This window comes from Candidatus Limousia pullorum (assembly GCF_057405065.1).
In genome coordinates, this window is sequence record NZ_CM171614.1 from 1229000 (window position 1) to 1251821 (window position 22822).

At 40.5% G+C, this 22822-nt stretch carries 22 protein-coding genes; 17 read left to right on the forward strand and 5 right to left on the reverse strand.

All coding sequences use genetic code 11. The features are described 5' to 3' along the window. Complete coding sequence (locus CGICJO_RS05340) at positions 1-375, reverse strand: GntR family transcriptional regulator (protein ID WP_486499995.1); 375 nt, start codon at positions 373-375, stop codon at positions 1-3. A 304-nt stretch (positions 376-679) separates the two neighbouring features. Between CGICJO_RS05340 and CGICJO_RS05345 the strand changes: the two genes are divergently transcribed. From CGICJO_RS05345 to CGICJO_RS05375, 7 genes are all read left to right on the forward strand, one after another. Further along, the gene (locus CGICJO_RS05345) at positions 680-1588 is read left to right on the forward strand and encodes a substrate-binding domain-containing protein (RefSeq protein WP_486499902.1); all 909 of its coding nucleotides are present in this window, start codon (positions 680-682) and stop codon (positions 1586-1588) included. Positions 1589-1722: 134 nt separating this feature from the next. Beyond that, positions 1723-2580: a phosphate ABC transporter permease subunit PstC gene (pstC, locus tag CGICJO_RS05350; RefSeq protein ID WP_486499903.1), complete on the forward strand. Its 858-nt coding sequence runs from the start codon at positions 1723-1725 to the stop codon at positions 2578-2580. 71 nt (positions 2581-2651) lie between these two features. Next, on the forward strand, positions 2652-3446 hold the full coding sequence (gene pstA / locus CGICJO_RS05355; RefSeq protein WP_087376459.1) for a phosphate ABC transporter permease PstA: 795 nt from the start codon (positions 2652-2654) through the stop codon (positions 3444-3446). A 102-nt stretch (positions 3447-3548) separates the two neighbouring features. Further along, positions 3549-4298, forward strand: coding sequence for a phosphate ABC transporter ATP-binding protein PstB (gene pstB, locus CGICJO_RS05360; protein ID WP_486499996.1), 750 nt, complete (start codon positions 3549-3551; stop codon positions 4296-4298). Continuing rightward, positions 4298-4948: a phosphate signaling complex protein PhoU gene (gene phoU / locus CGICJO_RS05365; RefSeq protein ID WP_087376391.1), complete on the forward strand. Its 651-nt coding sequence runs from the start codon at positions 4298-4300 to the stop codon at positions 4946-4948. Before pstB ends, phoU begins: the two co-directional genes overlap by 1 nt. 114 nt (positions 4949-5062) lie before the next feature. After that, the gene (locus CGICJO_RS05370; RefSeq protein WP_486499904.1) at positions 5063-5755 is read left to right on the forward strand and encodes a winged helix-turn-helix domain-containing protein; all 693 of its coding nucleotides are present in this window, start codon (positions 5063-5065) and stop codon (positions 5753-5755) included. Then, on the forward strand, positions 5748-7409 hold the full coding sequence (locus tag CGICJO_RS05375) for a sensor histidine kinase (RefSeq protein WP_486499905.1): 1662 nt from the start codon (positions 5748-5750) through the stop codon (positions 7407-7409). Before CGICJO_RS05370 ends, CGICJO_RS05375 begins: the two co-directional genes overlap by 8 nt. A 69-nt stretch (positions 7410-7478) precedes the next feature. On the opposite strand, the gene CGICJO_RS05380 is transcribed toward CGICJO_RS05375, so the two are convergent. Next, the gene (locus CGICJO_RS05380; RefSeq protein ID WP_486499906.1) at positions 7479-7691 is read right to left on the reverse strand and encodes a hypothetical protein; all 213 of its coding nucleotides are present in this window, start codon (positions 7689-7691) and stop codon (positions 7479-7481) included. A gap of 352 nt (positions 7692-8043) precedes the next feature. On the opposite strand from CGICJO_RS05380, the gene CGICJO_RS05385 reads away from it, so the two are divergent. From CGICJO_RS05385 to CGICJO_RS05420, 8 genes are all read left to right on the forward strand, one after another. Further along, positions 8044-8709, forward strand: a complete 666-nt coding sequence (locus CGICJO_RS05385; RefSeq protein ID WP_486499907.1) for a zinc ribbon domain-containing protein — start codon at positions 8044-8046, stop codon at positions 8707-8709. Between the two features lie 26 nt (positions 8710-8735). After that, a complete protein-coding gene (gene ispD, locus CGICJO_RS05390; protein ID WP_486499908.1) occupies positions 8736-9443 on the forward strand; it encodes a 2-C-methyl-D-erythritol 4-phosphate cytidylyltransferase in 708 nt (235 codons plus the stop codon). A gap of 10 nt (positions 9444-9453) precedes the next feature. Further along, positions 9454-9927: a 2-C-methyl-D-erythritol 2,4-cyclodiphosphate synthase gene (gene ispF / locus CGICJO_RS05395; protein WP_087376461.1), complete on the forward strand. Its 474-nt coding sequence runs from the start codon at positions 9454-9456 to the stop codon at positions 9925-9927. A 37-nt stretch (positions 9928-9964) separates the two neighbouring features. Beyond that, positions 9965-11572 carry a hypothetical protein gene (locus CGICJO_RS05400; RefSeq protein ID WP_486499909.1) on the forward strand — a complete coding sequence of 536 codons (1608 nt, stop codon included), beginning with the start codon at positions 9965-9967 and terminating at the stop codon, positions 11570-11572. A 229-nt stretch (positions 11573-11801) separates the two neighbouring features. After that, entirely contained in the window at positions 11802-12635 is an 834-nt protein-coding gene (licT, locus tag CGICJO_RS05405; RefSeq protein ID WP_486499910.1) for a BglG family transcription antiterminator LicT, read from the forward strand. A gap of 252 nt (positions 12636-12887) precedes the next feature. Continuing rightward, positions 12888-14759, forward strand: coding sequence for a PTS transporter subunit EIIC (locus CGICJO_RS05410; protein WP_486499911.1), 1872 nt, complete (start codon positions 12888-12890; stop codon positions 14757-14759). Positions 14760-14785: 26 nt separating this feature from the next. After that, positions 14786-16234 (forward strand): glycoside hydrolase family 1 protein, encoded by a 1449-nt coding sequence (locus CGICJO_RS05415; RefSeq protein WP_486499912.1) that lies wholly within the window; start codon positions 14786-14788, stop codon positions 16232-16234. 149 nt (positions 16235-16383) lie between these two features. Beyond that, the gene (locus CGICJO_RS05420) at positions 16384-16722 is read left to right on the forward strand and encodes a helix-turn-helix domain-containing protein (protein WP_486499913.1); all 339 of its coding nucleotides are present in this window, start codon (positions 16384-16386) and stop codon (positions 16720-16722) included. A gap of 53 nt (positions 16723-16775) precedes the next feature. Here the strand turns inward: CGICJO_RS05420 and CGICJO_RS05425 are convergent, their stop codons facing one another. From CGICJO_RS05425 to CGICJO_RS05435, 3 genes are all read right to left on the reverse strand, one after another. Next, positions 16776-17093 carry a helix-turn-helix domain-containing protein gene (locus CGICJO_RS05425; RefSeq protein WP_486499914.1) on the reverse strand — a complete coding sequence of 106 codons (318 nt, stop codon included), beginning with the start codon at positions 17091-17093 and terminating at the stop codon, positions 16776-16778. A gap of 71 nt (positions 17094-17164) precedes the next feature. Continuing rightward, positions 17165-18808: an AMP-binding protein gene (locus tag CGICJO_RS05430; RefSeq protein WP_486499915.1), complete on the reverse strand. Its 1644-nt coding sequence runs from the start codon at positions 18806-18808 to the stop codon at positions 17165-17167. Between the two features lie 36 nt (positions 18809-18844). After that, positions 18845-19429 carry a helix-turn-helix domain-containing protein gene (locus CGICJO_RS05435; protein ID WP_087376407.1) on the reverse strand — a complete coding sequence of 195 codons (585 nt, stop codon included), beginning with the start codon at positions 19427-19429 and terminating at the stop codon, positions 18845-18847. Between the two features lie 288 nt (positions 19430-19717). On the opposite strand from CGICJO_RS05435, the gene CGICJO_RS05440 reads away from it, so the two are divergent. Both CGICJO_RS05440 and CGICJO_RS05445 read left to right on the forward strand, forming a co-directional pair. Further along, positions 19718-21271, forward strand: a complete 1554-nt coding sequence (locus tag CGICJO_RS05440; RefSeq protein ID WP_486499916.1) for a transglutaminase domain-containing protein — start codon at positions 19718-19720, stop codon at positions 21269-21271. A 190-nt stretch (positions 21272-21461) separates the two neighbouring features. After that, positions 21462-22817, forward strand: a complete 1356-nt coding sequence (locus CGICJO_RS05445; protein ID WP_486499917.1) for a leucine-rich repeat protein — start codon at positions 21462-21464, stop codon at positions 22815-22817. The last annotated feature ends 5 nt before the right edge of the window (positions 22818-22822 follow it).

Genomic DNA, 22822 nt, shown 5'->3' on the forward strand with positions numbered 1-22822 from the left:
TTACCGCTCCTCTCCGTATAGAATAAACATTTTTATTATTTCATTTTGTTCAAGTCCGCATATGTCGGCAATTTCATATATCTCGGCGATGTGTTCTTCAATCTTTTTAAGATTTTCTTCCATTATAAGGTCCTTGTTTTTTTCAGCCACGAAACAGCCTTTTCCCTGAACTGTATATATGTAGCCGTCCTTTTCCAGTTCGTCATAGGCTCGCTTTGTGGTTATTACGCTTATTTTCAAATCTTTTGCAATACCTCTTATGGAGGGAAGTGGCTCTCCCGGTGATAATTCGCCTGAAATAACAAGATTTTTGATTTGGTCGTACATCTGTTGATATATAGGTGCATCTTTTTTATTGCTTATAACTATATTTATATGAATCACCAGCCTTAAATCGTTCTTACTGTATATATACAGTATATACAGTTGTAACAAAAAAGTCAATAGGTTACAAAGGTTTTTTACATACAAAATTTACATTAAAGCCTAAAGTTAACATAGATTTTACACAGAGAAAAGCGTTTTAAATTTTTTATATAAAAAAGAGGGAAAGTTAACATGGATTTTACATACAGCAGATATCACAGTTAACAGGCTTTAACGTATAATCTATGTGTACCCTGAGGGCGGGGGAAACAGCCCGAATACTAAACTTAAAAATAATAAGGAGAAATAAGAAATGTTTAAGAAAGTAATTTCTGTTATGATGGCAGTAATGATGTCAGCAGCAATCTTCACAGGCTGCGGCGGCAATAACACAACCACAGAAGGTACAACAGACGGTGCAACAGAGGGCGGCTCAACAGGCTCAGCAATCACAGTTTGCTCAAGAGAAGACGGTTCAGGTACAAGAACCGCATTTATCGAGCTTTTTGGAATTGAAGAGAAAGACGAGAGTGGCGAGAAGGTTGACAAGACAATCCCAACAGCTGAAATCACAAACAGCACATCTGTTATGATTACAACAATCGTAGGCAACAAGAATGCAATCGGTTATATCTCACTTGGTTCACTTGATGAATCAAAGGTAAAGGCTTTGAAGATTGACGGAGCAGAGCCAACAGTTGAGAACATCAACGCAGGTACATACAAGGTTTCAAGACCATTTAACATCGCAGTTAGAGAAGATGTAAGCGAAGCAGCTCAGGATTTCATCAGCTTCATTCTCAGCTCAGACGGCCAGGCAGTTGTTGAAGAAGAAGGTTTCATCAAGGCTTCTGACGCAGAGGCATACACACCAAGCGGTGTTACAGGTAAAATCACAGTTGCAGGTTCTTCTTCCGTAAACCCAGTAATGGAGAAGCTTGCAGAGGCTTATGAAGCTCTTAACGAGGGCGTAAGCGTTGACATTCAGATGAACGACTCATCAACAGGTATCCAGTCAGTAGCAGAGGGCAGCTGTGACATCGGTATGGCTTCAAGAGAGCTCAAGGACAGCGAGCTTGAGAAGGGCCTTACACCTACAGTAATCGCTATCGACGGTATTGCAGTAATCGCAAACCCTGAGAACCCTGTAACAGACCTTACTTCAGAGCAGGTAAAGAGCATCTACACAGGCGAAATCACAAACTGGGGCGAGATCGAGTAATCTACATTCAGTTAGTTCAAATAAAATCCCATTAAAAAATACATAGCTGTAGGTAAACCTTTGCCTACAGCTATAGTTTAGAATAGCATAATCTCTCGAAAGATGTACTCAAGCAAGAGGAGAATGGTTAGATAATGAAGAAATTTTCAGAAATTGCAATGAAAGTAGTGTTCCTGCTTTCTGCCTGTATCTCTATAGTGGCTGTTTTGCTTATATGTCTTTTCCTTTTTGCAAACGGCATACCTACTATAGGCGAGATAGGGCCTCTTAACTTCCTGCTGGGCACAACGTGGCGTCCGGGAAATGATATATACGGAATACTTCCGATGATTTTGGGAAGCGTGTATGTAACAGCAGGAGCAATCATAATAGGCGTGCCAATAGGAGTGCTTTGCGCAGTATTTCTCGCAAGTTACTGTCCTAAAAAACTTTATACATTTTTAAAGCCGGCGGTTGACCTTCTTGCCGGAATACCTTCCATAGTATACGGTTTCTTTGGCTTGGTTGTAATCGTGCCGATTTTACAAAACCTTGTAGGAGACGGATTCAGCGGAAAAAGCATCCTCACTGCTTCAATATTGCTGGGAATTATGATATTGCCAACAATAATCAGTGTTACAGAGTCATCTTTGAGAGCTGTGCCTCCTCAGTACTACGAAGGCGCATTGGCTTTGGGAGCTACAAAGGAAAGAAGTATTTTCAGAGCTTCAATGCCTGCGGCTAAATCCGGTATCACAGCGGGTATTATCTTAGGTGTTGGACGTGCAATCGGTGAAGCAATGGCTATAACATGGATTGCAGGAAACCAGGCGATTATACCTGACAGTATTTTCAGCGGTGTAAGAACCCTTACCGCAAATATAGTTTTGGAGATGGGATATGCAAGCGATTTGCACAGAGATGCGCTTATAGCAACAGCAGTTGTACTGTTTGTATTCATCCTTATAATAAATCTCTGTTTCTCTATGCTTAAAAGGAGGAATAAGACTTGAACCATTACATTAACAAAGTTACCTTTTCGGAGAAACTCAAAACCTACAGAAAGCACCCCCTGTCTTTTGTAATGCTTTTGATTATCTTCTTAGGCGCAATTTTGACAATAGGTACACTGCTGTATCTTATCGCTTATATTCTTATAACCGGTATTCCAAACATCAAGCCGGAGCTTTTCGAGTGGGAATACAATTCTGAAAACGTATCCATGATGCCGGCGATAATCAATACGATTACCATGACATTCCTCACATTGTTAATGGCTGTGCCAGTAGGAATTTTCTCTGCTATCTACCTTGTAGAATATGCAAAGAAAGGAAACAAGCTGGTTTCTGTAATAAGAATTACCACAGAAACACTTTCAGGTATTCCTTCAATTGTTTACGGATTGTTTGGTTTCCTTATGTTCAATGTAACCTTTAAATGGGGTTATTCCTTCCTTTCAGGTGCAATAACCCTTGCTATAATGATACTGCCCCTTATTATAAGAACAACGGAAGAGGCTTTGCTTGCGGTTCCTGACTCTTACCGTGAAGGCAGCTTTGGCTTGGGCGCAGGCAAACTTAGAACAGTTTTCAGAGCGGTTCTTCCATCTGCTGTTCCGGGAATCCTTGCCGGCGTAATCCTTGCAATAGGAAGAATTGTGGGCGAAACAGCAGCCCTTATTTATACATCCGGTACCGTTACCGGTATTCCGGAAAATCTTATGGACTCGGGAAGAACTCTTTCCGTTCACATGTACGCATTGCTTTCCGAGGGTCTTTACATGGAACAGGCGTATGCAACATCCGTAGTTCTTTTGGTTTTGGTTCTTGGCATCAACACATTGTCAGGATTTATTGCAAAAAAAGTGGGAAAGGTGTAAAAGGTACTGATGAAAAGCTTAAAATCTTTTGTAATGAACAATACTACTTCACAGACAAATGTAAGCAGTTCCGCCCCTGTTTCTGAGGCTGAGAACTCTTCTATGCCTAAATTTGAGGTTTCTAATCTTGATCTGTATTACGGCGACTTTAAAGCCCTTAAAAATATAAATCTTAAAATTCCGGAAAAGAAAATAACAGCTTTTATCGGACCTTCCGGCTGCGGCAAGTCAACATTGCTTAAATCACTTAACAGAATGAACGATTTGGTTGAGGGATGCAGAATTGACGGAAGCGTGCTTCTTGACGGTGAGAGCATCTACGGCGGTATGGACGTAAACCTTTTGAGAAAACGTGTAGGAATGGTTTTCCAGAAGCCTAATCCATTTCCTATGAGCGTGTTTGACAACATAGCTTTCGGCCCACGTACTCACGGAATTAAGTCAAAGTCAAAGCTCAACGATATAGTTGAAAAATCCTTGAGAGACGCAGCTATCTGGGATGAGGTTAAAGACAGACTTAACAAAAGCGCATTGGGACTTTCCGGCGGTCAGCAGCAGAGACTTTGTATCGCAAGAGCTTTGGCTGTAAACCCTGAGGTTCTTCTCATGGACGAACCTACCAGCGCCCTTGACCCGATTTCCACTACAAAAATTGAGGACTTGGCTGTCGAGCTTAAAGAAAAATATACAATAATTATGGTTACTCACAATATGCAGCAGGCTGTCAGAATTGCCGACGACACCGCCTTCTTCCTTTTAGGAGAAGTGATTGAGTACAGCAACACAGAAAAAATGTTTTCAACTCCTAAGGACAAGAGAACAGAGGATTACATTACAGGGAGGTTCGGTTAATGCGAGTACAATTCGACAAGCAGCTTGAAACTTTAAACATAGAGCTTATCAAAATGGGAGCACTTTGCGAGGACGCAATTTCCTGCGCCGCAACATATATGCTTGAGGGCGGAAAAAATCTTTTGGACAAGGTTTTTCAGGCCGATTCCGCTATAGACAGAAAAGAACGTGAGATTGAAACAATCTGTATGCGACTTTTGCTTCAGCAGCAGCCTGTAGCTAAGGATTTGAGAACAGTTTCATCCGCTCTGAAAATGATTTCCGATATGGAGAGAATAGGCGACCAGGCGGCTGATATCGCTGAGATTATGAAGTACACAGAGGAATTCAATGTTCCCAGTAAGCTTCATATAGGCGATATGGCAAGAGCTACAATTCAGATGGTTACTGACAGTATCGAATCATTTGTTAAAAAGGACTACAATACAGCCATCGCCGTTATCAAGTACGACGATAAGGTTGACCATCTTTTTGCTAAGGTTAAGAAAGAACTTACAGACTATATCGCAAAAGACCCGGAGAACGGCGAGCTTTATCTGGACCTTTTGATGATTGCTAAATACTTCGAGAGAATCGGCGACCACGCAACAAATATTGCAGGCTGGGTATGCTATTCAATTACAGGAAAGCATAACTCAAGTATCAATTGATGAAAGCGGATTTTCGTGATATAATTTACAGGTCAGGCTATAGTATGGAGTCTGACCTGTATTGTTTATAAATTTTAATTTTATATATAAATTTGCTCAAGAGGTGTAATTGAAATGATATTCCTTTTGGAAGACGACGGAAATATTAGAAAACTGGTGGAATACACACTTAACGCCAACAACATGGATGTTAAGTCCTTTGGACTACCCTCTGATTTTTGGGAGGCAATGGGAAACGACAAGCTTCCGGAGCTGATTTTGCTTGATATCATGCTTCCTCAGGAGGACGGCATGGATATTTTAAGAAAAATCAGAAACGACAATGTCACAAAAAGTATTCCTGTTATAATGCTTACCGCAAAAGGCACGGAGTTTGACAAGGTTATCGGCCTTGACTGCGGAGCCGACGACTATGTGTGCAAGCCATTTTCACCACTTGAGCTTGTTGCAAGAATAAAAGCGGTAAAAAGAAGAGCCGGTCATGCAATTAAAAGTGACAGCTCTACATACAATATAGACGGAGTTATAATTATTGACGGTCAAAGCCACAGAATTGAAGTTGTCGGCGATGAAATATCTCTTACCCCTAAAGAGTTTAACCTTATTGAAATTTTGGCAAAAAATCGTGGAAATGTCCTTTCCCGTGAAGAGCTTCTTAGAAAAATCTGGGGATACAATTTTGACGGAGAAACAAGAACCGTTGATGTCCACATAAGAAAACTAAGACAAAAGCTGGGAGATTATGCGGACTTAATTGAAACCGTAAAGGGTATAGGTTACTGTATAAAAGGAGAAAACGATGAGTAAGCGAATTTTCAGAGCCATCTGCATTGTGGCATGTATTGTACTTGTTGTTTCGGTATCCTTGACCGTCGGTGTGCTTTATACTCATTTTGAAAACGAGTTAAACTACGAAATGAAAAGCGAAGCTCAGGCTTTGGCTTATGTTATGGATAAAAACGGGATTGACTTTATAGAGGAAATGCCTAAAACAGACAAAAGAATAACTGTGATCGCTTCCGACGGAACTGTCATGTATGACAACTCTGTGGACGATATTACTTCCATAGAGAATCACCTTGGCAGAGAAGAGGTATCAGAAGCTTTGCAGTATGGTTTTGGCGAAAGTTCCCGTTTTTCAACAACCATTGCGGAAAAGACGGTTTACTATGCGGTGAGAACCTCAGAGGGAAGTATATTGCGTATAAGCGATACACAGTATTCTTTGTTTACTATAATCATGGGCACTTTACAGCCTATTATAGTTATAATAATTATAATGATTGTGCTTGCCGCTTTCTGCGCTTCACGTGCTTCAAAAGCCATTGTGGCGCCAATTAACGGTATTGACTTGGACGCTCCGGAGAACGGCAAAATCTATGAGGAGCTTGCTCCGCTGGTTACAAAAATTTCAAGACAGAACCGCACAATCAGGGAACAGCTTGAAGAAGCAAAGCAAAAGCAGGAGGAGTTTCTGGTAATCACGGAAAACATGCTGGAAGGTCTTATACTCATTGACACAAAGTCAAATATTATTACCTGCAACAGCGCCGCAAAGCGTCTTTTAAATTCCGATGTTCCTTATGACCACTGCTGTGTGCTTATTTTAAACAGAAGCACAGAGTTTTCCTCCTGCGTAGAAAAGTCCCTTGCCGGCGAGCATTGCACTGAGGTGCTGGAAAATGAGGGAAGATTTTGCAGGCTTGTTGCTGACCCCGTGAAAAACGACGGCAAGGTTGTGGGCGCCGTTATAGTTATTCTTGATATAACCGAAACGGCAAAGCGAGAGGAGCTAAGACGTGAGTTTACGGCAAATGTTTCTCACGAGCTTAAAACTCCCCTCACATCAATAGCAGGTTTTGCCGAGCTTATGAAATACGGAATGGTAAAGCCGGAAGATATAAAGGATTTTTCCGAAAGCATTTACGACGAAGCTCAGAGGCTTATCACTCTTGTAAACGATATTCTCAACCTCTCAGCCCTTGATGAGGGAGGTTTGAGCGACGAAAAGGAAAGCGTTGATTTGTTTGAATTGTCGGGGGATATTTTGAAAAGCCTTAAAATACCTGCTGAAAAGAAAAACATCACTTTGGAGCTTCAGGGAAAAAATACGACAGTTATGGGTTCGAGAAAAGTAATCAGGGAAATGATTTTTAACCTGTGCGACAACGGTATCAAATATAACGTAGACGGGGGAAATGTCACCGTTAATGTGATTGATGATGTTGATTGTGCAAAGGTTGTGGTTTCCGACAGTGGTATAGGTATACCAAAAGCCGACAGACAGAGAGTTTTTGAAAGATTTTACCGTGTTGATAAAAGCCATTCAAGGGAAATCGGCGGCACAGGCCTTGGTCTTTCAATAGTAAAGCACGGCGCCGTTTATCACAATGCTGATATTTCCCTGGAAAGCGAACCGGGAAAAGGTACTGTAATTACAATAAGTTTTCCGAAAAAGTAATAAAGATGTATGGCAGTTTTCTTTTGGTTGCTGCTGGTTTAAAGACAGGCGTCCTCGGACGTCTGTTTTTTAATATTCAAGTGTTTCCAGAAATACTTCAAGCACTTCCTCCAGATGTATAGGGTCAAGTTCTTCCGTGTTAAATTCCATTGTCATTTTGAGAATAGTTTCAAAATCCTCTGTTATGTCTTCAAACCTAAGAAATTCTTTGTTATCCCTAACCGCAACTATGCCATATGAAATCCTGTCCTTGCGGACAGTCCTGATAGCCCGATAATACATGTTCGTCCCCCGTACAGTATGATAATAAGATGTGAATATATCAATACATTATGTGAATATTTTTCACTAGTTTAATTTATCATTTTTGGGAAGGAATGTCAATACAAATTACAATTCTGTAATTATAAATTATATAAATAAAGGGTCGAGATATAGTGATTTTGGATTTTTTTAACCGGCGTTTTTTATTATAATAGGTTATTAAAGCTTGAATTTAATAACTATATATCGAAAGGTGAAAGTTTACTGAAAAATCTCAAGTTATGTTGTGAATTATTGACAAGTATTGATAAGGAAGATATAATTTAGAAGAATAGATTAAAAGTTTTATCTTTTTAAAGGAGTGTTATAGATGTCCTTTTTTAATGATTTGGGAAAGAAAATCAGCGAGACCAGTCAGGGTGCTGTCAATAAAACAAAAGCAATGGCTGAAACCTCCAGACTTAATTCAGCTATAAATGACTGCAAAAATAAAATCGATATGGCATACAGAGAGATAGGCAATTTCTATGTAAATAAATACGGAGAAAATCCTAACCCTGAGGTTGCCGATAAAGTGAATATGATAAAAGAGCTTGAGGGCAATATAAAGAATATGCAGGAAGAAATCAGAAAAATAAACGGATACGCTGTATGTCCGAAATGCGGAAAAACAGTGAGAAACGACACTTTCTTCTGCGACGGATGCGGTGAAAAGCTCAGAAGTCAGGAGCCGGACAACCGCTGCGCTTTCTGCGGAGCCACATTACAGCCAAACGCTTCTTTCTGTACAAAATGCGGAAAGCCAAGAAATGCTGCACCACAGCCACAGCCTCAACCTCAACCACAGCCACCTTATCAGCCTCCATACGGCGGCCAGCCTTTTAACGGTCAGCCAAAAATGAATATGGACGGCCAGCCTGTCAACAATACAGAGAATGTTCAGGAACCGGCTCCCGCAAAGAAAATATGCCCAGTATGCGGATATGAGCTTGACGCAAACCAGGGAATCTGTCTCAGATGCGGAGAAAGACTGTAAAAGCAATTGTCACGAAAGGATAATATATGGAAAAAACATATGTAACGGCGATTATCGTTGCCGCAGGAAGTTCCACCAGAATGGGCGGTCACGTTAGCAAACAGCTTATGTGTATTTTGGGAAAATCTGTTATAGAGCACACTTTAAACGCCTTTGAAAATGCCGAAAGCATTGACGAGGTTGTCATTGTTGCCAGAGATTGTGACCGTGAGGAAATTCAAAAGAGAATAGACAGAAACGGTTTTGAAAAGGTTAAAAAGATAGTGACCGGCGGCAAAACCAGAAGCGAAAGTGTTAGAAACGGTATTGCCCAGTGTGATGAAAAAACCACCCATGTGGCTATTCATGACGGCGCAAGACCGCTGGTTACCACTGAGGATATAGAAAACGTGGTTGATGTTGGTCTTTGCTACGGCGGAGCTACTTTGGGAACAAAGGTAATAGACACCATAAAGGTTATAGGAAAAGACAGTGTTATAACATCAACACCGGATAGGGATAAGCTTGTGGCGGTTCAGACTCCACAGGTTTTCAGACTTGAGGACTATATATCCGCTTTGGACGAATTGAAGTCAAAGGGAAAAGAGGCGGAGTTTACCGACGACTGCGCAATTTTTGAAGCAACCGGAAGAAATGTAAAGGTTGTGGAGGGAAGCAGAGAGAATATAAAAATCACCACCGCCGAGGATATAACCACAGCGGAAAATATTATGCGCAGCAGAAGAAAGGCGTGAGTTTATGGATATAAGAGTGGGTCACGGCTATGACGTTCATCGCCTTGTGGAAAACAGAAAGCTTATAATCGGCGGAGTGGAAATTCCCTGGGAGCTGGGACTTTTGGGTCACAGCGACGCAGACGTGTTGCTTCACGCCATAAGCGACGCAATTTTGGGAGCGGCAGCTCTTGGAGATATCGGCAGACATTTTCCCGACACCGATGAGAAATACAAGGGCGCAGACAGCCTTATGCTTTTAAAAGAGGTCTGCGCAAAGGCGGCTGAAAAGGGCTACCGTGTTTCAAATATCGACGCAACGGTTATTGCCCAGAAGCCAAAGATGAAGGATTATATACCTAAAATGTGTGAAAATGTGGCAAAGGCCTGCGGTGTTGACACTGACAGGGTGAATATTAAAGCCACCACAGAGGAAAAGCTTGGCTTTACAGGCAGACAGGAGGGCATTTCCGCCCACAGTGTTTGTCTTTTGATAAAAGAATAATAATCAGAATATTTCTGACCACGGAGGATAGTTGAAGATGCATAAAAAAAGAAAAAAGGGAGCTTCTTTCTTGAAAAAAGGGATTTCTTTGGCGATGGGAGCTTTGATGCTTGCATGCACGGTGCTGGGATTTTCAGGCTGTGTTTCACAGGAGCCGGACGAATATCCGGATAAGGAAGCTTTAAAAATCGCTATTGTAAATTACTACGACTCGGATAAGAATGTGGAGTTCAACCAGGCTGTTGTCAACGAGATAAACACATATCTTGACAATATGGGCTGTGAATACAAGGTTGAATTTTCCGGCATACAGCTGTCAGATGAAAATTTCAGGGACAGTGACGCATATAAAAATCTGAAGGAAGCCGATATAGTTTATGCCGCTCCTTATTCCACCGTGGGAGATAACAAGGCAACACTTATTGATGTGCTGAACGCTCTCATCGACGACGGTTATGCCGCTAATCTCAGCGAAAGCCTTGATGGCGGATTAAAGGACGCCGCCGCAGTTTTGGAAAATTACGGTTTTGAATTGGGTGACGAGGTTTATTCACTTCCTCTCAATGTGCAGATTCCCGTAAGTGCAGGTATTAAAATCGAAAAAGAACTGCTGGATAAATCAGGCTTTGAGCCGAGAGCATTGGAAAGCTTTGAGGACTGCGCAGAGCTTTTTGAAAAGCTTTACAAAGCCAACGAAAACGACGCTTTTCTTTTTGTTGACCAGTCAGCCAGCACAGTTGGTTATGTAGAGGTTGGTTACAAAACCACAAAGCCTGCTGTTATGGATTACATGAGGGACTACATGTTCATAAGCGCATCAACCGCAATAGATTTGAAAACAGGCGAAGCGGTAAATGTGTACGAAGAGGAAAAAGTCAGAGATTATTTAAAAACAATGTACTCCTATTCCGACAAGGGATACACAACAGGAACATCAAAGAATGCACAGGCTACTTTTGATATAGCTGTTTATCCTGAGCCATATATGGAGAAAAGCGGCTCGGATGACGAGGAGAACTCATACTATTATGTTCTGCCTATAGGCGACGTGATTTCCAGCTACTCAAAGGAAAGACCAACTTCCGGTGTTTGCATTTCAGCGAATACACAGCACAAGGACTGGGCAGAGCAGTTTATAAACCTTGTATACAGCGACGAGGATTTCAAAAGGATTGTAATGTTCGGCGATAAAGATATGACTGTTGAATCTTATCTTACATATCTTGAAGACCATCCGAGAAAGGGACTTAATCCAACATATGCAGTTCCATTTATGGAAATGGACGAGGACTTGAACAACATCTACAACTACACAGACCTTGAGGGCAACACCCTCACAATGGAGGAAATCTATTCTGCGGCAAAGGAGCAGGCTCCTGAGTCTAAGTTCTGTATAGATGCTGTGGACTTCCAGTCCCTCGAAGATGAAATAATGGCTGTAGATGAAAAAATGAAAGAAATTCTAAAAGATCAGCCGTACATTTTCGCAAACGACGGAATACTTTCCGAAAGCGATGAAACCACCGGCGAATCATTTATAAACAATGAAACAATTGACGCAGGTCTTGACGAATTAAGCCGCCAGCTTTCAGAAGCCGGAGGAACAACAATAACCGATGAGATAAATAGCCAGCTTGGGTATTGATTTTGGTTAATTTAGATAAAAATAGTTATCTTGTGATGTGCAGATATACAAAAATTAAAAAATCCTTTACAACGACAGATTCCTGTGATATACTAATAACACAAGGAAATAATTTATATTGAAGATTGTAACTGGTAATGCAGGCAAAACTCCATTAGGTATCTAACGTGGGTTTTGCCTTTTTTTTATGCTTTTTGTGTGCAGGTATTTTATACAGGGGGAACAGTAAATGATTATAACAAAGGTTTTGAATAACAACGCTTTTGTGGCTTTGGACGATAACAACAAGGAAATTATCGTCATGGGCAGAGGCGTTGGTTTTAAAAAGAAAGCGGGTCAAAAAGTAGAGTTAATGCCGGGTGCGCAGGTTTTTTCCAACCAGGACCAGTCCCTCAACTCAAAAATGAAAGAAGTTATAGCAAATATACCCGGCGAATATCTGGATATTACAGAAAAGGTTGTTTCAATTCTCAGCAAGGAATACAACAAAAAGGTACACGATATAATTTACGTATCCCTTACTGAACATATCCAAAGCGCAGTTGAAAGATATACAAAGGGATTTGAAATTGAGAATCCTTTGCTTAACGAGATAAAAAGAATATACAGAGAAGAGTATGAGGTTGCGGTTCGTGCTCTTGAATTGATTAAGGATAAGTTCGGTGTTGAGTTTACCAAGGACGAAGCCGGATATATAGCTTATCACATTGTAAATGCAGAGCTTGACGGAGGCATGAACAATGTGGCGGAGATGACCCATATTGTGGAGAACATCTTAAATATCGTTAAAAAATATATGAATATAGAGTACAATGAAGAGTCACTTCATTACGACAGGTTTATAACTCATCTTAAATTCTTTGCCCAGAGAATTCTGTGCAATACGGTTTATAACGATGATGAAGAGGAGCTTTTCTCATTCCTCAAAACAAAATATCCACAGTGTTATGACTGCATGAATGAGATTAAAAAGTTTATTGAGGAAGAATATATGTACAAGCTGACAGAATCAGAGCAGATGTATCTGATAATACATATTCAGAGAATTGTCAGCGCCTGTTAAACAGTCGGTTGCCGAACCGGCAATGAAATCACAAAAGAAATATAAAAATTTCAAGGCGCCTGAGATTTTTACAAATCTTTTGTGACTGCTTCAGAAACAGTAACGGGAATTTTTCAAGCCATTTATGAAAGCTAATTTGAATAATGAAATCAAGGGTACAAATTTTGAAAAATATCTCCGGCTGAAAAGCTGAATGAATTTATTTGGTTCGGAAAATATAAAAGTAAATTCAATCAGAATGGAGGAGTTTTAATGGATTACGCAAGAACAGCGGAAAAAATCCTGGAAAGAGTAGGAGGAAAAGACAATGTTCTGGGTCTTGTACATTGCATGACCAGACTGCGCTTTACTCTGAAAGATGAGTCTATTGTAGACGACGATTTGGTAAAGAGAACAAAGGGCGTTATGGGTGTTATAAGAAAGGCAGGTCAGTATCAGGTTATTATAGGAAACGACGTTGCCTATGTTTATGAAGAGCTGTGCAAGCTTGGAAACTTTAAGGGCCAGCCTGCACCTCAGAAAGCAAACAATGCCCCTAAGAAAAAACAAAGTATTCCGGCTATGCTGATGGATACTATCTCCGGTATTATGTCACCGGTAATTCCGGCAATCATCGGTGCGGCGATGATAAAGGTTCTTCTGACACTGCTGCCTATGATTGGCTGGCTGAATACAGAAGGTCAAACCTATCAGATTTTAAGTGTTATAGGCGACGGAGCTTTCTATTTTATGCCTGTGCTTATAGCTATTTCTGCGGCAAGAAAATTCAACACAAACACCTATTATGCCGCAAGCCTTGCACTAATTATGCTGCATCCTAACTTTGTAAGCCTTATGAGTGCGGCTAACGAAGCGGAACAGACCGTTAAGTTTTTGGGAGTAATTCCGGTTACATACGCAAACTATGCTTATTCGGTTATTCCGATTATACTTTCCGTATGGATGCTCAAGTATGTTGAAAAACTGGTTGACAAGATTACTCCGGTTATCACTAAGAACTTCTTAAAGCCTATGCTTGTTGTGCTTATTGCAGCTCCTATTGCACTTATTGTTTTAGGACCTCTCGGAGCTATCTGCGGCGAATGGCTTTCAAAGATTGTATACTTTGCTCATGATAAGCTTGGATTTATCGCTGTGGGAATTGTTGCAGGTGTGTTCCCGTTTGTTGTTATGGCTGGTATGCACCACGCATTTACACCTATTAAGCTGGGAATGATTGCTACAGGCGGATACGAAGCATTTATCTGTATTGCCGAGCTTTGCTCAAATATGGCTCAGGGTGCAGCAGCTCTTGCAGTTGCAGTTAAAACAAAGAACAAGGATTTCAAGCAGGTTGCAGGTTCTTCCGCATTCTCCGCCCTTGTTGCAGGTATCACAGAGCCGGCACTCTACGGTGTTACAGTAAGACTTAAAAAACCAATGCTCGGAGCATGTATCGGTGCAGTTGCCGGCGGTCTTTTCGGCGGATTTATGCAGATGAAGTGCTACGGTATCGCAACTCCTGCTATTGTAACAATAGTTCAGTATGCAGAACCGGGCAACGCAATGAGCCTTGTAATTGCCGCTTTGACAATTCTCATCACAGTGGTTGTAACATTTATCGCAACAATGATTATAGGCTTTGAGGACATTGTAGACGAGGATGACGATGATATGCCATCACCGGAGCCTGCAAAGATTGTAGAGCCAAAGAGCAAGTTTGACAAGGTTGTAAGCCCTGTTGAGGGAACTGCGGTTAAGTCAGAAATCCTTAAAAATCAGGAACAGTCAGAGTTTTCAAAAAATTTCGATATGGTGATGAGTCCTGATAAAGAAACCGTTTATGCTCCTTTTGAGGGAAAAGTTCTGAAAGTATCTCAGGACGGAAAAGTTATTGAAATGGAAAAAGCAGGAAGCGGACTTAAAGTAACTTTGAATGTTTTCGGAAGTAAAAATGCTTTTGAAATAAAGAAAAACCCAGGCGACAATATGTCAGCAGGGGAAGAAATAGGAAAAATAAATACTAATGATTTGAAAAATGCTCTTGTAGGCATAAGCGTTCAGGAAAAGGAAAAATACATGGACGTTGTGCCGTCACAAAAGGATATTTTTAGCAGACAGGATGTTTTGGTAACAGTTGTCTGAAATGATTTTGATTTGAGGTGACCTTGATGAAAAATTTGAAAATGCCCCAGAACTTTTTATGGGGAGCGGCTTCCGCTTCTTATCAGATTGAGGGAGCTTATCTGGAGGATGGAAAAGGCCTTACAAACTGGGATAATTTCGTAAGAATAGAGGGTAAAACCTTTAAGGGAACAACCGGCGATGTGGCTGTTGACCATTATCACAGATATAAAGAGGATATCGCTCTTATGGCAGAAGCCGGACTGAAAACCTATAGATTTTCAATAGCATGGGCAAGAATTTTCCCAAACGGCAGAGGAGAAGTAAATAAAAAGGGTATTGAGTTTTATAACAATATTATAGATGAATGTCTTAAATACTCCATAGAGCCTATGATTACCATATATCACTGGGATTTGCCCCAGGCTTTGGTTGATGAATACGGCGGCTGGGAAAGCAGAAAGATTGTTGATGATTTTGTAAACTATGCAACAACACTCTTTAAAGCTTTCGGAAATAAGGTAAAATACTGGATTACCTTAAACGAGCAGAATATATTTACATCTCTGGGCTGGCTTACAGCTATGCATCCTCCGGGAAAATTCGACGACCAAAAGACTTTTTATCAGGTAAACCACCACGCCAACATGGCTCACGCAAAGACCGTTATTGCCTACAGGGAAATGGGATTTACCGGAATGATAGGCGCAAGCTTTGCCTATACACCTTCTTACGCTCTCAACTGCGACCCTATAAACGCAATGTCAAAGGTAAACTACGACGATTTAAAAAATTTCTGGTGGATGGATATTTACGCTTACGGAAGATACCCGAAAGCCGCTATGAAATACTTGCAGGACAGAGGATTTGCCCCTGATATTCAGCAGGGCGATATGGAAATACTCAAAGAAGCCGCTTCAAAAATCAGCTTTATGGGCGTGAACTACTACCAGTCTTGTGTCTGCGAGTACAATCCTCTTGATGGCGTTACACCTTACGGAACAATGAACACAACAGGCAAAAAGGGAACAGGTGCAGTTGTGGGAATTCCTGGAGTTTATAAAAATCCGGCAAATACATTCCTTAAAACCACTGACTGGGATTGGACAATAGACCCCAGCGGCTTGAAATACTGCTGCCGTGAAATCACAAGCAGATATAATCTTCCAATAGTGATTTCTGAAAACGGCTTGGGAGCTTTTGACAAGCAGGAAGAGGACAAGAGCATCCACGACCCTTACAGAATAGCCTATCTCAAAGAGCATTTAAAGGCTTTGGCTGAAGCTTTGGACGAGGGCTGTGAGGTTATTTCCTACTGCGTGTGGTCATTTACAGACCTTTTAAGCTGGCTCAACGGCTATCAGAAGCGTTACGGACTTGTGTATGTTGACCGTGACGAAACAGACAGCGGAAGCCTTGACAGATACAAAAAGGACAGCTTTTTCTGGTATAAAAAAGTAATAGAATCTCAGGGAAAAGCCCTTTTTGAAGAATAAGATTTACTCCTTTATCTCTTTCATATATTTCAAACAATCTCTGAAGAAACCCCTGCGCATTAAATGCGCAGGGGTTGGTTTTATGATATAATGTAATTGTAATTTGTTATGAAAAAATATATAGCCTATAGTGCAGAAAGGCGGTTTATATGGAGAGAGAAGATATAGCCAAAAATCTTGGCAATAATATAAAAAAGTTTCGTTTAGAAAAGGGATTCAGTCAGGAAAATTTAGCTTTGCGTGCCGGTATTCATCCGGCTTATTTGGGACGTCTGGAAAGAGGGGAAAAGTGCCCCACTTTGGACACGGTTTTTAAAATCTGTGACGCTCTTTCGGTTCCTGTGGCTGACATTATTACTTTTTCCGAAAAGGAGAACAAGTCTGAGGGAGATAAAAAGACTGTGGAAGAAATCCTTGAAAAGCTTCCTAAATCTAAACAGGACAAGCTTTTGGATATAATAAAAAATATTGCAGAGCTTATGGAATAAAAAAGGTCAAATGGATTGGATTTAACTTTCCTTTCCATTTGACCTTTTAAATATTATTTATTTTTTTCTTTAAGTCTTTTCGCCATGGATAAAAGCACCTCTAAGTCCTCTTTTTCCAAGGATAAAGATATATTGTAAAGTTCACGGACAAGCTGTGGGTCCTTTGTTTCCTCGTCAAAAAATTCCTTTGGGGTTACTCCCAAGTATTCGCAGATATACAGAAACTCGGAAAGAGAGGGGAGAGCTCTGCCTGTCGATATACTCTGCACATAGCTTTTGCTGTGTCCTAAATCAAGGCTCATTTTATATTCGGATATGCCCTTTTTAGTCCGCAGGATTGATATTCTGTCACGGATAAATTTATCATTCATTCCTATCACCTCATATAAAGGAAAAAGACTGCGGATTTTCCGCAGTCTTTTATATTTTATTTAATGAAAAATCAGGCTTTTTTATCTCCACGGATTTCTGTTCTTCTGATTTTTCCGCTGATTGTCTTAGGAAGTTCGTCTACGAACTCTACAACTCTCGGATACTTATAAGGTGCAGTGTTGACCTTTACATACTGCTGAATTTCCTTTTTAAGCTCTTCGCTTGGTGTATAGCCCTTTGCAAGAACGATTGTTGCCTTTACAATCTGGCCTCTGATTGGGTCAGGTACACCTGTGATTGCACATTCAAGACAGCATGGGTGTTCCATGATAACAGATTCAATCTCAAACGGTCCTATACGATAACCTGATGACTTGATGATGTCGTCTGTTCTTCCCACATACCAGAAATAGCCGTCCTCGTCTTTCCATGCGGTGTCGCCTGTGTGGTAGATGTTGTTGTCCCAAACTGTTTTTGTAAGCTCCGGATTTTCATAATATCCGTCAAACATACCACATGGCTTGCCCTTGTCTGTTCTCAAAACAATTTCACCTACGGAACCTGTTGGAACGCTGTTGCCGTCGTAATCGATAAGGTCGATATTATATGCAGGTGACGGCTTGCCCATTGAGCCTGGCTTTGGTGTTGTTCCAACCATATTGAACAGTGTAAGAGTTGTTTCTGTCTGACCGAAGCCCTCCATAAGCTTCAAGCCTGTTGACTGCAAGAACTTGTTGTAAACCTCAGGGTTCAAAGGCTCACCTGCAACAGTTGCGTGCTTTATAGATGAAAGGTCGTACTTGTCCAAATCTTCCTTGATGAAGAATCTGTACATTGTAGGAGGTGCGCAGAATGTGGTTATGTTGTATTTTGCGAACAATGGCAAAAGCTCGGCAGGTGTAAACTTGTTAAAGTCACATACGAAAATTCCTGCCTCCATAAACCACTGACCGTAAAGCTTACCCCACATGGCTTTCATCCAGCCTGTGTCGGAGATAGTCAGGTGAAGTCCGTCAGGAATTACATTGTGCCAGTATTTTGCTGTTACAATGTGGCCGATTGGATAGGTGTGGTCGTGCCATACCATCTTTGGCATTCCTGTTGTACCTGATGTAAAATACAGAAGCATTGGGTCTGTGGCGAGTGTTTCGATTCTGTCCATTGTGTCAGGATATTTTTCCAACTCGCTGTCAAAATCTGTCCAGCCCTCGTGGCTGCCCTTTACGGAAATTTTTACCTTAACTGTAGGTGAGTCGGGCAATGCTGATTCAACATGCTCGATAACGTCGCCGTCTGTAGTGGCAATTATGCCCTTTACATGGGCTGCGTTAAATCTGTAAACATAGTCCTTCTTTGTGAGAAGATTTGTTGCAGGAATTCCTACAGCTCCGATTTTATGAAGACCTAAAACACAGAACCAGAACTGGTAATGTCTTTTAAGTACAAGCACAACTGTGTCGCCACGTCCAATTCCCAAAGAAGTGAACATATTTGCAGCCATTGTGCTGTATCTTGAAATATCGCCGAAAGTAAAGGTCTTATCGTTGCCGAAATCGTCTGTCCAGAGCATCGCACGTCTCTGTGGCTCTGCCTTTGCAATTTCGTCGATTACATCATATGCAAAGTTAAAGTTTTCCCCGTATACGGGCTGGAAATCTACCAATTTACCGTCAAAGAAAGTTTCACGGCAAAATTTCTGGTGTATATTTATCATGTTTACTTGATACCTCTTTGTTATTTATTTAAAGACTTACTTGTTTTCTTTGTTTGGACCGTGGATTGTGATTGCAAGGAATACACATTCCTCTCCGCCGGTTGCTATCATTCCGTGGTCCTCAGCGGAATTGTAGTAAACGCTGTCCCCTGCGTTGAGAATTTCTGTCTGTCCGCAGAACTGACATTTAAGAGAACCGCTTATAATGTAGTCAAATTCCTGACCGGCATGTCTTGACATAATAATAGGCTTGTCCTGCTCTTCTTCAATATACGGAGCTTTTACAAGAAAACATTCCGCAAGCTTGTTTTTGAAACGGTAGCCGAGATGCTCATACTTAAATCCCTTACGGCGTGTAATGTTGAGGCCCTTGCCTTTTCTTACAACGCAGTATCTGGAAAGGTGAGGATTTTCTCCTGTGAGAAGCTCTACTATGTCAACTCCAAGCTTTGCAGCTACATTGTTGAGGAAAGTAAAGCTCAAGTCGCATGTTCCTGATTCATATTCAAGATATTTTTCCAAAGGAACATTTACAGCTTCGGCAACTTCTTCGGGTGTGTAGTCGCTGAGTTCTCTCAGGCCTTTAATTCGCTCTGCTATTTCAATAATACTTGTATCCATAATATCCCTCCGTCGGTAAAATAGTCTATATTTGTAAATATTGTCTTTTTAAGTATATATCACCTGTGTTCAGGTGTCAAGCTAATTTCTCAAAACTTGGAAGGAAATTGTGCATAAAAATACAAATACAGTGAATAATCCACGTTAATTTAAGGAATACTGTGTATATTTACATAATGTATGGATTTTTGCGCTGTTTTACATATAATAAAATAGTGTTTGATTATATGGGCTTGTTCTGATATAATAAAGGTAATTTATAGAATTTAAAACAAAGGAGGAACTTTCTTGAATTTAAGAAAAAGATTTATATCTGCTTTTCTTGCACTGTGCATGGTTATTTCTTTGGCTTCCGTGGCCGTCAGCGCTCAGGAAGGAGAGGAGATTTCTTATGCAACAAGCGAATATATCACATTTTCAAATCCTGACGATGACAATATCGGCGAAATAGTAGAGGATTTGTATGAAGCAAAAATGACTGTGATTTCCGGTCTTGAATCCTTGCAGAGAAAAATTGATGTGAGGGGCATGGGAGTTACAAGAGATAACGTGCAGGATTTCTATATGAGTATTCTCTTTGATAATCCTCAGTTTTTCTACGTGTTTACTTATTTAAAGTATGGTTATGCAGGGGACGAGGTTTTTTATATTTACCCTCAGTATATCACATCAAATAAAAATCCCGGTGAGGATACAGAACAGGAAATAGCTCAGCAGAATATCGAAATCGGAAAAATGCAGGAGGCTTTTGATAAGAATACCCAGCAGCTTTTGTCAGGTGTAGATGAGTCTATGACCGATGAGGAAAAGCTTCTTGCTATTCACGATGCTCTGGTTTGTCATGTGTCCTACAGCAAAAACAGCCCGGGAAAATATGAAAAGTCAATTTATACCGCTTACGGAGCTATCGTAGAGGGCACAGGCGTTTGTCAGTCCTATGCACTGGCTTATGAGTACCTTGTAAGACTTGCCGGAATACAGGATATTCACATTGTTTCAAATACAATTCATTCATGGAATATGGTTAAGCTTGACGGCAACTGGTACCATATTGATGCGACCTTTGATGACCCGGTAAGCGATGTTAACGGAAGAGTGCTGCATAAGTATTTCTTAATCAGCGACAAAAAGCTTTCAGAAAACGACAGCAGTGAAAACCATGGAACATGGGCTCCAAATTATTCAGCAGAAAGCACAAAATACGACAGCGGCGATTATTACTGGCTTGATACCGAGTCCCAGGTAATATTTGACGGCGGAAAAATTTACTATGTGGATATGTCAAGCAATACATCTGCCGGAAGTAAGATGGGAATTATTACACAGATAGATGACAGCGGAAATAAAACACAGCTTGCAAAAACCGAAGACCTCTGGAGTGCCGGAACAGGTTTCTATGCAGGAAATTACACAAGACTTTTTAAAGAAGGGGATTACCTTTACTTTAATAATTCAACCACTGTTATGAGAGTCAATGTAAATGACTGCAAGCAGGAGGTTGTCTACACGCTTCCGGATGATATCAAAGAATCAAACTGCATTTACGGACTTAAAAAAGGCGACAATACAATTTACATTGGATACGGAAAAACACCTACCAGTGTTATGACAATTGTTGAATACAAATATGATTTCAACAGCGGTACAGCTCCTGAATATGAAATGGGAGATGTGAACCATGATAATATTTTAAGCATTGCAGACGTAACAGCGGTTCAAAGTTATATTGCGGGAAACAGTGTAGAAATTGATATTTCCCTTGCAGATATAGACGGAGATAGTTTTATTACAATTGCCGACTGTACAGTCATTCAAAAGGTTATCGCAGGACTGGCGGCTTAACGATTTAATAAGCGACGGGCAGGAGATGAAAATCCTGTCCGTTTTTTATTTGTATGAATAATTGATTATAGCGGTTGATAAAATATTAACTTGTTGATTTATTATAAAAGTATTGAAAAATATACGAATAAATGGTACAATTTTATATGTAAGCTTTAACAGATTATAATAAAAAAGGAGTTGATATTTGATGTTAAAAAAGATGTTATCTGTTCTTATGGCGGCATCAATGCTTCTCAGTGTATTTGCGGTTTCTTTCACATCCGCAAGTGCTGCTGAATCGCCTCAAATTACCGGTGTAACCGGATATGCGGAAAGTGAGGACCCAACTCGTGTGATGGGTGACGCAGTAGACGGAAATACCGAGACTTTCTGGCATACAAAGTTTAACAGCAATGAAGTTAACTTTGAAACAGACACAAAGAACAGCTATTACTTGGATTTGGGTGCAGAATATTTTGTAGATAAATTCGAGTATGTGCCGAAGCAGAGAGCTGACAAGAACGGTAAGATTACAGATTTTGAACTTTACGGAACATTGGACACAGACAGAGAAAGTGCAGAGTGGTCTTTGATTACAACCGTAAACGGTTGGACTTATGGAACATCCGGCGAAGGTACAGAAAGTCATTCAGTAGAGATTGCTGATCCTAAGCCTTGGAGAATGATAAAGATTACAGTTAAAGGCTCAACAAAAAATGACGGAGATCCTAACAGCTTTATCTGTGCCGCAGAGTTCAGAGTTTTCGGAACCGAAGAGCCGTCAGAAGTTTCTGTATGGGAGTATGAAGAAGTAGGCACTGATTCTGCAAGAATTACAAAGTACAACGGAACAGATGTAAATGTTGTTATTCCTGAAACAATAGACGGAAGAACAGTTTCCTCTATCGGTGCAATGAGTACAAGCACATCAGTATTTAAAGAAGCTTACGACAAAGGCGTTATGATTGAAAGTGTTGAGATGCCTGATACAGTAGTGCTTATAAACCAGCATGCTTTCAGAGGTATAGCTTCTCTTAAAACTGTTAAACTGAGTCAGAATCTTACTGAAATCAGAACAAGTGCTTTCCTTGACTGCTCATCATTGGAGAAAATCGATATTCCTGCAACTGTTACAGATATAGGAAACAACGCATTTATCGGCTGTGAAGCTCTGAAAACTGTAATAATCAGAGGCAAAAATACATATATACCAAGTGCAGGAGCTGGAGCTTATACAGCAGCTTTCGGATTTATGGAAATTTCCCAAAAGACAAAGATTGAGGGAATTACCATGGTTGGCGAAGAAAAATCGACTGCTCAGAGCTATACAAAGAAATATCCGCATATTAATTTCATGTCAATCGATGATTATGAGAGAGGCGGAATTTTAGGTGATGTAAACGGAGACGGCGAACTTACTATTGACGACGTTACATTGATTCAGATGTACATTGTAGGAATGCCTGTTGAGAACTTTAATGTTGAGTTGGCAGATGTAAACGAAGACGGTCAAATCAGCATTTATGACGCAACATTAGTTCAAATTAAAATCGTAAATAAATAATTACA

Coding starts and splice junctions, on each gene's coding strand:
- CGICJO_RS05410 (WP_486499911.1), top strand. CDS start 12,888: ATGGATTACGCAAGAACAGCGGAAAAAATCCTGGAAAGAGTAGGAGGA.
- phoU (WP_087376391.1), top strand. CDS start 4,298: ATGCGAGTACAATTCGACAAGCAGCTTGAAACTTTAAACATAGAGCTT.
- CGICJO_RS05435 (WP_087376407.1), bottom strand. CDS start 19,429: ATGGATACAAGTATTATTGAAATAGCAGAGCGAATTAAAGGCCTGAGA.
- pstB (WP_486499996.1), top strand. CDS start 3,549: ATGCCTAAATTTGAGGTTTCTAATCTTGATCTGTATTACGGCGACTTT.
- ispD (WP_486499908.1), top strand. CDS start 8,736: ATGGAAAAAACATATGTAACGGCGATTATCGTTGCCGCAGGAAGTTCC.
- CGICJO_RS05380 (WP_486499906.1), bottom strand. CDS start 7,691: ATGTATTATCGGGCTATCAGGACTGTCCGCAAGGACAGGATTTCATAT.
- CGICJO_RS05370 (WP_486499904.1), top strand. CDS start 5,063: ATGATATTCCTTTTGGAAGACGACGGAAATATTAGAAAACTGGTGGAA.
- CGICJO_RS05385 (WP_486499907.1), top strand. CDS start 8,044: ATGTCCTTTTTTAATGATTTGGGAAAGAAAATCAGCGAGACCAGTCAG.
- CGICJO_RS05420 (WP_486499913.1), top strand. CDS start 16,384: ATGGAGAGAGAAGATATAGCCAAAAATCTTGGCAATAATATAAAAAAG.
- CGICJO_RS05415 (WP_486499912.1), top strand. CDS start 14,786: ATGAAAAATTTGAAAATGCCCCAGAACTTTTTATGGGGAGCGGCTTCC.
- CGICJO_RS05445 (WP_486499917.1), top strand. CDS start 21,462: ATGTTAAAAAAGATGTTATCTGTTCTTATGGCGGCATCAATGCTTCTC.
- CGICJO_RS05425 (WP_486499914.1), bottom strand. CDS start 17,093: ATGAATGATAAATTTATCCGTGACAGAATATCAATCCTGCGGACTAAA.
- pstC (WP_486499903.1), top strand. CDS start 1,723: ATGAAGAAATTTTCAGAAATTGCAATGAAAGTAGTGTTCCTGCTTTCT.
- CGICJO_RS05400 (WP_486499909.1), top strand. CDS start 9,965: ATGCATAAAAAAAGAAAAAAGGGAGCTTCTTTCTTGAAAAAAGGGATT.
- CGICJO_RS05430 (WP_486499915.1), bottom strand. CDS start 18,808: ATGATAAATATACACCAGAAATTTTGCCGTGAAACTTTCTTTGACGGT.
- pstA (WP_087376459.1), top strand. CDS start 2,652: ATGCTTTTGATTATCTTCTTAGGCGCAATTTTGACAATAGGTACACTG.
- licT (WP_486499910.1), top strand. CDS start 11,802: ATGATTATAACAAAGGTTTTGAATAACAACGCTTTTGTGGCTTTGGAC.
- CGICJO_RS05345 (WP_486499902.1), top strand. CDS start 680: ATGTTTAAGAAAGTAATTTCTGTTATGATGGCAGTAATGATGTCAGCA.
- CGICJO_RS05375 (WP_486499905.1), top strand. CDS start 5,748: ATGAGTAAGCGAATTTTCAGAGCCATCTGCATTGTGGCATGTATTGTA.